Here is a 9,558-nt window from a genome sequence, read left to right on the forward strand (position 1 = left end):
TCGTCGCGGGGCCCCCGGGCCCTGACCAGCAGGGCGGCCACCAGGCCCGCCAGCACGAGGCTGCCGGCCGCCCACCAGAAACTGGCGGTCTCGGCGCGCAGCAGCTGCTTCTCGATCGCGCGGGGCATCTGGGACCCGCCGAGCAGGCCGTCCACGTGGACGGAGATCACGGTGTCGAGGACCGCCGCGCCGATCGCCGTGCCGAGCGCCTGGGCCGTGAAGACGGCCGCCGCGGCTCCCCCGGAGCGCGAGGCTGCGACCCCGCCGGTCACGGTGGCGAAGAGCGGCACGAAGGCCGTGCCGATCCCGAGGCCGATGAGGAGCAGGGCCGGCAGCACACCGGTCGCGTACGAGCCCTCGAAGCCGAGCCGGGTCAGCAGGAACAGCCCGACGGCCGTGAGCACCAGGCCCGCCAGGAGCGGGACGCGGGGCGCCACGCGGCCCAGCAGCCGGGCGGACACCTGGGAGGAGCCGACCGCGATCGCGGCGGCCATGGGGAGGAAGGCCGCTCCGGCCGCGTTCGGGGCGTAGCCCAGCACGACCTGGAGGAAGTACCCCACGACGGGGTAGAGGACGACGACGCCCGCTCCGGCCAGGAGCATCCCGAGGAGGCTGCCCGCGCGGTCGGGCTCCCCCAGGGCGCCCGCCGGCAGGAGCGGGTGCGCTGCCACGGTCTGGCGCCACACGAAGCCGGCGAGCATCAGGGCTCCCCCGACGAGCAGGACCAGTACGAGTGGGGTGCTCCAGCCGCGCGGCTGGGCCTCGCCCAGTCCGTACAGCAGGGCGGCGACCCCGCCCGTGCCGAGCAGTGCGCCGGGCCCGTCGAAGTCTCCGGCGCCGCGGCCCCCGTCCTCGCGTACCAGGGTGAGCGTCCCGAGCAGCGCGACCGCGGCGACCGGCACGCCGACGAACAGCGCGACGCGCCAGCTCAGGGCGGCGAGGAGCCATCCGCCCGCGGCCATTCCCAGGGCCGTGCCGCCGCCCGCGACCGCGGCGTACAGCCCGAAGGCCCTGCCGCGTTCCTTCGGGTCGGTGAAGCCGGTGGCCACCAGGGACAGCGCGGCAGGGGTCAGCAGCGCGCCGAACACGCCTTGGAGCACGCGGGCCCAGACGAGCGTGCCGGATTCAGGGGCCGATCCGCCGAGGGCGGAGGCGGCCGCGCAACCGAGCAGTGCGACGACCAGGGTCTGCCTGCGGCCCACGAGGTCCGCGATGTGCCCCCCGATCAGCAGCACGGCCCCGAAGGCGACGCCGTAGGCCCCGGCCATCGTGCGCACGTCGTCGGCCGACAGGTGCAGGTCCCTCTGGACGGCCGGGAGCGCGAAGTCGAAGGCCGCCGCTTGGATCAGCACCAGCAGCTGTGCCAGGGCGATCACCGCCAGCCCCCACCAGCGCCTCGGGTTCGCGGCGGCCGGGGGCGAATCCCGGGGCGGCGGTGGCCGCCATGCGTTCGGGGGCGCGCCCGGGGGCGGTCCGAAGCCCCGCGCGGGATCGAAGTCCGCGAGGGGTGTCGGTGCGTAGGCGGGCGGCAGGGGCGTCCCCTGGGGGACGGGCTCCTCGGCGACCGCCTGGGCCGGGATCACCGGGGCGTAGTCCAGCAACTCGGCCGCATGGCGCCCCAGTTGTGCCAGTACCGCACCCGGCAGCCACTCCTGCGCCTGATCCGGTGTCGTACGCTCGGCCACCTCGCGGGGGGTCGGCCGCCGGGCCGGGTCCTTGTGCAGGCATTCCCGTACGAGGTCGACCAGTGCGGCCGGTACCCCGGTGAGGTCCGCCTCCTCCTCGGCGATCCGGAAGAGGTGGGCGTTCAAGCCGGTGTCGGTGGCGCCGAACAGGAGCCGCCCGGTGGCGGCGTACACGAGGACGGCGCCCAGGCAGAAGACATCGCTCGCGGGCGTGAGTTCGAGGCCGCGGACCTGCTCCGGGGACATGAAGCCGGGGGACCCGATCAACATGCCGGTGCGGGTGTGCAGGCTGTGTTCCTCGGCGAGGCTGTCCATCGCGCGGGCGATGCCGAAGTCGATGACGCGGGGACCGTCGACGGTGACGAGGACGTTGGACGGCTTGAGGTCGCGGTGGATCAGGCCGGCCTCGTGCACGGCCTGGAGCGCGAGGGCGAGCCGGTTGGCGAGGGTGTGCACGGAGTACTCGGGCAGCGGCCCGAACTGCCGGGCGACGACGGCGTGCAGGTCGGGACCGGGGATGTACTGGGTGGCCACCCAGGGGACGGCGGCCTCGGGATCGGCGTCGAGCACGGCCGCCGTGCAGCTGCCGCCCACCCTCCGCGCGGCGGCCACCTCACGGGCGAAGCGCCTGCGGAACTCGGGGTGGCCGGCGTGCTCGGCCCGGACGACCTTCACCGCGACGGTGCGGCCTCCCTCGCTGCGGCCCAGGTAGACGAGGCCCATTCCGCCGACCCCCAGCCGGGCGATGAGTCGGTACGGGCCGATACGGGCCGGGTCTTCGGCGGTCAGCTGATCCACGCGGGCAGGATAGGCCAACTGTGCCACGGCGGTGGGGACATCAGGTGCATCGGCCCGCGCCCCTCGGTCCTCGATGCGTGGTCCGTGGGTCGCGGTCCGCGGTGGGATCCGCGGTGGGGGCAGACAGCGGGGGGCCGATCGTCACAGGCCCCGGCTGCTCAGCCCTGCCCGCAGGGCGCGCATCGCGTAGTGCGTCCGTGATTTGACCGTGCCCGGCGGGACGCCCAGTACTTGCGCGGTCTGGCTCACGCTGCGCCCCATGTAGTACATGTGCAGCAGCACCTCACGCTGGTACGGCGCGAGGTCGCGCATGGCGTCCACCACGACACGGGTGGTGAGGGCGTGGTCGACCCCGTCCGGTACCGGCATCCGGCGCAGGCTCTCGTCGTCGGCCTCGGGCGGGCGCGACCGGCGGACCCGGTGGCCGTCGATGAGGAGGTTCCGGACCACGGCGAACAGCCAGGGGCGCAGCGCGTCGGCCCCGGGTTCGAGCTGTGCGGCGTGCTGCCAGGCCCGGATGGCCGCCTCCTGGAACACGTCCTCGGCCCGGTGCCAGTCGCCGCCGAGCCGTCTGGCCGCGAAACGCATCAGAGCGGATCCGTGCTTCTCGTAGAGCGCTCTCAGAACGGCGTCGGCCGCCTCCGCGGAGCGGTCCGCGAGCGCCCGCGTGCCCGGTCCGGGTGGCGGTGTCGGTATCGGTATCGGTATCGGTACGTCGTGCACGGCGGCTCCCTCCGTTCCGGCACCGGCGGTGGCGGCTTCCGCTTCCGATCTCTGATGCAGTTGTAGTCGCGAACGGGCGCCCGAGCGGGGCCCGTTACGGTGTCGATCGCGCCCGGGTCCGCCCGGGCGGGCGGCTGCGAATCCCCGGTTCAGCACGGCTTTGGCAGGGCTGCGGCCCGTACCGGATGCCCGAACGCGGGCTCCCGCCGGTCCGGTTGCCGCCCGCGGCCGCGAGGGGGCGGCTGAGCCGCCCGCCCGCACCGGATCCGGCACCCGAACCCGCCAAACGGGCACCCCGGGCGCCCCAAATGCCCGACCGACCGTCTGCGACGTGCTGTTCGGGTCTTTCCGCTCCGGGCACATCCAGGCCATCTCCTGCCCGGAACGGGCCGGTGCGCGGCTCTTCTCCGGCGGTATAAATCTCTGGCGGGCCCGTTCGGGCCGCCGGTGCCCGAACGGGCTGGGGAAGGGCAGGTACGTCCGATGCGCTCAGAGGAACGCCACCAGCGGCTGCTCACCCTCGCCCGCCAGCAGGGGCGGCTGGAGGTCGCCGGGGTCGCCGCGGACTTCGGGGTGGCGCCGGAGACGATCCGGCGGGACCTGAGCGAACTGGAGCGCCGGGGTCTCGTACGGCGCACGCACGGCGGCGCCTATCCCGTCGAGAGCGCCGGATTCGAGACCAACCTGGCGCAGCGGGTCACGCTGCACGTCGAGAGCAAACGCCGGATCGCCGCACAGGGCGCCAGACTGCTCGGCGGGGCGGAGACGGTGTTCATCGACGAGGGGTACACCCCCCAGCTCCTGGCGACGCTGCTGCCCACCGACCGCCCGCTCACCCTGGTCACCGCCTCCCTGTCGACGGCCGCGGCGGTGGCCGACTCCCCGCACACCACCCTGCTCCTGGGCGGCCGGGTCCGCGCCCGGACGCTGGCCACCGTGGGCTCCTGGGCCTGCGCGATGCTGTCGGGCTTCGTCATCGACCTGGCCTATCTGGGATCGAACGGCATCTCCCGGGACTGCGGCCTCACCACGCCCGACCCGGTCGTGGCCGACGTCAAGGCGAAGGCTCTGGAGGTCTCCCGCAGACGCGTCTTCATGGGGCACCACGGCAAGTTCGGCGCGAGCAGCTTCTGCCGCTTCGCCGAGGTGTCCGACTTCGAGACGATCGTCACCGACACCGGGCTCTCCGTCGCCGAGGCCCACCGGTACTCGCTGCTGGGCCCGCAGGTCGTCCGCGTCTGATCCGCCCCGGCCGCTTTCCGCCCCGGACACGAACACGCAGTACGCCCTCCGCCGTACGCGCCCCGCACGCCACGCGTGTCTTCGGCGTGCCCGAAACCACGACCCGGAAGGGGTTCACCATGACGACCCGAGGAACCAGCAGAGCCGTCCCGGCGGCAGCCGTCGGCCTGGGCATGGTCCTGCTCGCCGCGTGCTCCGGCGCCGGCGGCGGCACCGGTGGCTCCGGAGCCCGCTCCATCAACGTGCTGATGGTCAACAACCCCCAGATGGTGGACCTCCAGAAGCTCACCGCCGACCACTTCACCCGAACCACCGGCATCGAGGTCAACTTCACCGTGCTCCCGGAGAACGACGTAAGGGACAAGATCAGCCAGGACTTCGCCAGCCAGGCCGGCCAGTACGACGTCGCCACCATCAGCAACTACGAGACGCCGATCTACGCCAAGAACGGCTGGCTCTCCCCGCTCACCGCCCGGGCCAAGGCCGACCCGGCCTTCGACCAGGGGGACATCCTGCCCCCGATCCAGCAGTCACTGACCGCCTCCGGGGAGGTGTACGCGGAGCCCTTCTACGGCGAGTCCTCGTTCCTCATGTACCGCAAGGACGTCTTCGCCGAGAAGAACCTGACCATGCCGGCGAACCCCACCTGGGCCGAGGTCGCCCAGCTGGCGGCCGAGGCCGACGGGGCCAGGCCCGGGATGAAGGGGATCTGCCTGCGCGGCCTGCCGGGCTGGGGCGAGGTGATGGCCCCGCTGACCACCGTCGTGAACACCATGGGCGGCACCTGGTTCGAGAAGGACTGGAAAGCCCGGCTCGACAGCCCCGAGTTCACCAAGGCCGTGCGGTTCTACGTCGACCTGGTCCGTGACCACGGCGAAGCCGGCGCCCCCCAGGCCGGGTTCACCGAGTGTCTGAGCGACATGGAACAGGGCAAGGTGGCCATGTGGTACGACGCCACCTCCGCCGCCGGCCCCTTGGAGGACAAGGCCTCCCCCGTGGCCGGCAAGATCGGCTACGCCCCCGCCCCCGTGGAACGGACCAAGAGCTCGGGCTGGCTCTACACCTGGGCCTGGGGCCTCCAGAAGGCCGGAAAACACCAGGACGACGCCTGGAAGTTCGTCTCCTGGGCATCGGGCAAGGAGTACGAGAACCTCGTCGGCGAGCAGCTCGGCTGGTCCCGCCTCCCGGCCGGCAAACGCACCTCCACCTACGCCGACCCGCAGTACCTGGCCGCGGCCTCCGCCTTCGCCGGCGCCACCAAGTCCGCGCTGACCAAGGCCGACCCGGCCGATCCGGGCGTCCAGCCACGGCCCGCGCCGGGCATCCAGTTCGTCGGCATCCCCGAGTTCACCGACCTCGGCACCGCGGTCTCCCAGCAGATCAGCTCCGCCATCGCCGGCCGAACCAGCGTCGAGGAAGCCCTCAAGGCGGGCCAGTCCCGCGCCGAGGCGGTCGCCAGGAAGTACGCGGGCAACTGAGCACAGGACGGAGGCTTGCCATGACCGCATCCCTGACGGCCGAACCCCCGCGCACCGCCCCGCGCGGCGGCCCGCACCGGGCCACCCGCCCCACCGGATCGCGTCCGCGCGGCGCCTGGGCCCGGCGCGCACCCCTGCTGCCGGCCCTGGTCTTCCTGATCGCGGTGACGCAGCTGCCGTTCGTCGCCACCCTGGTCATCTCGTTCATGCGCTGGAACGCCCTGGCCCCCGCCGACCGGGGATTCGGCGGACTCGCCAACTACCGCAGCGCCCTGACCGATCCCACGCTCAGGTCCTCGCTGCTCACCACCGTCGTCCTCACCTCGGCGGTGGTGCTCACCAGCCTCCTGCTCGGCCTCGGGCTGGCCCTGCTGCTGGACGGCGGCTTCCCGGGCCGCGGCATCGTCCGCACCCTGCTCATCGCCCCCTTCCTCATCGTCCCGGCGGCATCCGCGCTGCTGTGGAAGCACGCCCTCTACAACGCCTCGTACGGGCTGGTCAACGGCTCGCTCACCTGGATCTGGGGCCTGTTCGGCAGTGACGGCGCCCCCCAGCCCGACTGGATGTCCAGCCTCCCCCTGGTCGCCGTCGAGGTGTCACTCATCTGGCAGTGGACGCCGTTCATGATGCTGATCCTCCTCGCCGGACTCCAGAGCCGGCCGCCCGACATCGTCGAGGCCGCGCACGTCGACGGAGCCGGCACCTGGCAGGTCTTCCGCCACCTCACCTTCCCGCACCTGCGCCGCTACCTGGAACTGGCCGCCCTCCTCGGCAGCATCTACGTCGTCCAGAACTTCGACGCGGTCTTCACCCTCACCTCGGGCGGTCTGGGCACCGCCAACCTGCCCTACACCGTTTACGAGACCTTCTACCGGGCGCACGACTACGGCCAGGCCTCCGCCGAGGGCGTCCTCGTCGTGATCTGCTCCATGGCCATCGCCACCCTGGCCCTGCGTACCGTCTCGTCCCTGTTCCGCGAGGAGGCGCCGTGACCGCCCCCGTCCGCCGTGGTGTCCGCGCCCTCACGGCCTGGCTCTGCGCACTGTCGTTCTTCCTTCCGTTCGCGTGGATGGTGCTCACCTCACTGCACAGCGAGCAGGACGCCGCGACCAACCCGCCCGGCGTGGGGGCCGCGCTCACCCTGGACGGCTACCGGGAGTTCTTCGGAGCGAGCACCGGGACCAGCCCGTGGCCGCCGCTCATCAACTCGGTTACGGCGAGCGTCACATCGACCCTGCTGGTCCTGGCACTGGCCCTGCCGGCCGCGTACGCCCTGTCCGTCAGGCCGGTCCGCAAGTGGAGGGACGTGCTGTTCTTCTTCCTCTCGACCAAGATGCTCCCTGCCGTGGCCGGACTGCTGCCGCTGTACCTCATCGCGCAGAACACCGGGATGCTCGACAACATCTGGCTGCTGGTCATCCTCTACACCTCGATGAACCTGCCGATCGCGGTGTGGATGATGCGCTCCTTCCTTGCCGAGGTGCCCAGGGAGGTCGTGGAGGCGGCCGCGATCGACGGCGCCGGGCCGGCCACCACCCTCCTTCGGATCGTGGCGCCCGTGGCCATGCCCGGCATCGCCGCCACCGCGCTCATCTCGTTCATCTTCAGCTGGAACGAGCTCCTGTTCGCCCGCGTCCTGACCGGGGTCGTGGCCGGCACCGCGCCCGTCTTCCTCACCGGGTTCGTCACCAGCCAGGGGCTCTTCCTGGCGAAGGTGTGCGCCGCCGCCGTGTGCATCTCCCTGCCGGTCCTCGTCGCCGGGTTCGCCGCCCAGGACAAGCTCGTCCAGGGCCTCTCCCTAGGAGCAGTCAAGTGAAAGCCGCCGTCATCAGCGCTCCCGGGGTCGTGACGATCGAGACGGTCGACGACCCGAAGCCAGGCCCCGGCGAGGTGGTGGTCCAGGTCGCCGCGTGCGGGCTGTGCGGAACGGATCTGCACATCCTCCAGGGCGAGTTCGCACCGAGCCTGCCGATCGTGCCGGGGCACGAGTTCGCCGGCACCGTCGTCGCCTACGGCCCCGGGGTGAGAGGGCCGGCCATCGGCGACCGCGTGGCCGTCGACCCCTCCCTGTACTGCAACGCCTGCCACTACTGCCGGATCGGCCGCAACAACCTCTGCGAGCGCTACGCGGCGATCGGCGTCACCGTCCCGGGTGCGGCGGCCGAGTTCGCCGTCGCGCCCGCCGCCAACTGCGTACGGCTCCCCGACCACGTGCGCGTCGAGGACGCCGCCCTCATCGAGCCGCTCTCCTGCGCGGTACGGGGCTACGACGTGCTGCGCGCCCAACTCGCCAGCAGCGTACTGATCTACGGGTCGGGCACGATGGGCCTGATGATGATGGAGCTCGCCAAACGCACCGGCGCCGTCGCCGTCGACATGGTCGACATCAACCCCGAGCGGCTGCGGACGGCCCGCACCCTCGGCTGCACCCACGCCGTCGGCTCCGCCGACGAGATCGACCGGCCGCGCGGCTGGGACCTGGTCATCGACGCCACCGGCAACGAGCGGGCCATCCAGGACGCGATCGGACGGGTGGCGCGGGGCGGCACCTACCTCCAGTTCGGCGTGGCCGACTACGCGGCCCGCGCCACGATCGAGCCGTACCGCATCTACAACCGGGAGATCACCATCACCGGCTCGATGGCCGTCCTGCACAGTTACGAGCGGGCCGCCCAGCTCTTCGCCGCGGGCGTCCTGGACCCGGACGTCTTCGTCAGCGACCGGCTCCCGCTCACCGACTACGCGGCCGCGATGGAGCGGTTCCGGGCCGGGCGGGGCCGCAAGATCCTGGTCACCCCGTGACGGCGGAGCCGGGTCCCGTCTCCCTCAGGGCCGCCCCGGCCCTGGTGATCGGCGAGGCGATCATGGACGTCCTGACCGGCGCGGACGGCGTACGGCGGTCCCGCCCGGGCGGCAGCCCCGCGAACGTGGCCCTCGGCCTGGCCAGGCTGGGCCACCCGGTGCGGCTCGCCACGCGGATCGGCCGTGACGGCCCGGGCCGGGCGCTCCACGCCCACCTGCGGGAGGGCGGCGTGGAGGTCACCCCGGGATCGTTCACGGATGACGCGACCTCGACGGCGACCGCCCGGCTGGACGCGGCGGGCGGCGCGCACTACACGTTCGACATCACCTGGGACCTGCCGCCCGGCGGGCTCGGCGGCCTCGGCGGGCCGGCACCGGCCCACGTCCACACCGGGTCGATCGCGACGGCCCTGGCCCCGGGCGCGGACCGGGTGTTCGCGGCCGCCCGGGCCGCCCGGGCGGCGGCCACGCTCTCGTACGATCCGAACATCCGGCCCGCGCTGCTCACGGGCCCCGACCGGGAACGGCCGCGCGTCGAGCGGCTCGTCGCGCTGAGCGACGTGGTGAAGGCCAGCGAGGAGGACCTCGGCTGGCTCTGTCCCGGGCGCTCGCCCGACGAGACGGCCCGGCGCTGGCTGGCCGGGAGCGGGGCCGGAGACGGCCCGGCGCTCGTCGTCGTGACCGTGGGGGGCGCGGGCGCACGGGCCTTCTGGCCGGGCGGGCGGTGCGAGGTGCCCGCGGTCGAGGTCGCCGACACCGTGGGCGCGGGCGACGCCTTCATGGCGGGCCTGCTCAGCGGGCTCCTGGACACCGGGCTGCTGGCCCGCGCC

General features: G+C 73.1%; 8 protein-coding genes. 6 read left to right on the plus strand and 2 right to left on the minus strand.

The window, feature by feature from the left end; all coding sequences use genetic code 11:
- Positions 1-2,483, minus strand: a 2,483-nt coding sequence (locus ACS04_RS35860; RefSeq protein WP_063839318.1) for an MDR family MFS transporter, incomplete at its 3' end; no start/stop codon positions are given.
- 141 nt (positions 2,484-2,624) lie between these two features.
- Positions 2,625-3,206, minus strand: a complete 582-nt coding sequence (locus tag ACS04_RS39610) for a sigma-70 family RNA polymerase sigma factor (protein ID WP_048479550.1) — start codon at positions 3,204-3,206, stop codon at positions 2,625-2,627.
- Positions 3,207-3,689: 483 nt separating this feature from the next.
- On the opposite strand from ACS04_RS39610, the gene ACS04_RS27840 reads away from it, so the two are divergent.
- From ACS04_RS27840 to ACS04_RS27865, 6 genes are all read left to right on the plus strand, one after another.
- Positions 3,690-4,448 carry a DeoR/GlpR family DNA-binding transcription regulator gene (locus tag ACS04_RS27840; protein WP_048479551.1) on the plus strand — a complete coding sequence of 253 codons (759 nt, stop codon included), beginning with the start codon at positions 3,690-3,692 and terminating at the stop codon, positions 4,446-4,448.
- Between the two features lie 119 nt (positions 4,449-4,567).
- On the plus strand, positions 4,568-5,926 hold the full coding sequence (locus ACS04_RS27845; RefSeq protein WP_048479552.1) for an ABC transporter substrate-binding protein: 1,359 nt from the start codon (positions 4,568-4,570) through the stop codon (positions 5,924-5,926).
- Positions 5,927-5,946: 20 nt separating this feature from the next.
- The gene (locus tag ACS04_RS27850) at positions 5,947-6,918 is read left to right on the plus strand and encodes a carbohydrate ABC transporter permease (protein WP_048479553.1); all 972 of its coding nucleotides are present in this window, start codon (positions 5,947-5,949) and stop codon (positions 6,916-6,918) included.
- The gene (locus tag ACS04_RS27855; protein WP_048479554.1) at positions 6,915-7,742 is read left to right on the plus strand and encodes a carbohydrate ABC transporter permease; all 828 of its coding nucleotides are present in this window, start codon (positions 6,915-6,917) and stop codon (positions 7,740-7,742) included. The genes ACS04_RS27850 and ACS04_RS27855 overlap by 4 nt, the downstream gene beginning before the upstream one ends.
- Positions 7,739-8,728 carry a zinc-dependent alcohol dehydrogenase family protein gene (locus ACS04_RS27860; RefSeq protein ID WP_048479555.1) on the plus strand — a complete coding sequence of 330 codons (990 nt, stop codon included), beginning with the start codon at positions 7,739-7,741 and terminating at the stop codon, positions 8,726-8,728. The genes ACS04_RS27855 and ACS04_RS27860 overlap by 4 nt, the downstream gene beginning before the upstream one ends.
- Positions 8,725-9,558: carbohydrate kinase family protein (locus ACS04_RS27865; RefSeq protein WP_053080971.1), on the plus strand; the 834-nt coding region annotated here is incomplete at its 3' end. The genes ACS04_RS27860 and ACS04_RS27865, both read left to right, overlap by 4 nt.

Source organism: Streptomyces roseus, assembly GCF_001044425.1.
Lineage (GTDB): Bacteria > Actinomycetota > Actinomycetes > Streptomycetales > Streptomycetaceae > Streptomyces > Streptomyces roseus.

What these genes read in the sequence shown, in the direction of transcription:
- ACS04_RS27840 (WP_048479551.1), top strand. Translation starts at nt 3,690, where the DNA reads ATGCGCTCAGAGGAACGCCACCAGCGGCTGCTCACCCTCGCCCGCCAG.
- ACS04_RS27845 (WP_048479552.1), top strand. Translation starts at nt 4,568, where the DNA reads ATGACGACCCGAGGAACCAGCAGAGCCGTCCCGGCGGCAGCCGTCGGC.
- ACS04_RS27850 (WP_048479553.1), top strand. Translation starts at nt 5,947, where the DNA reads ATGACCGCATCCCTGACGGCCGAACCCCCGCGCACCGCCCCGCGCGGC.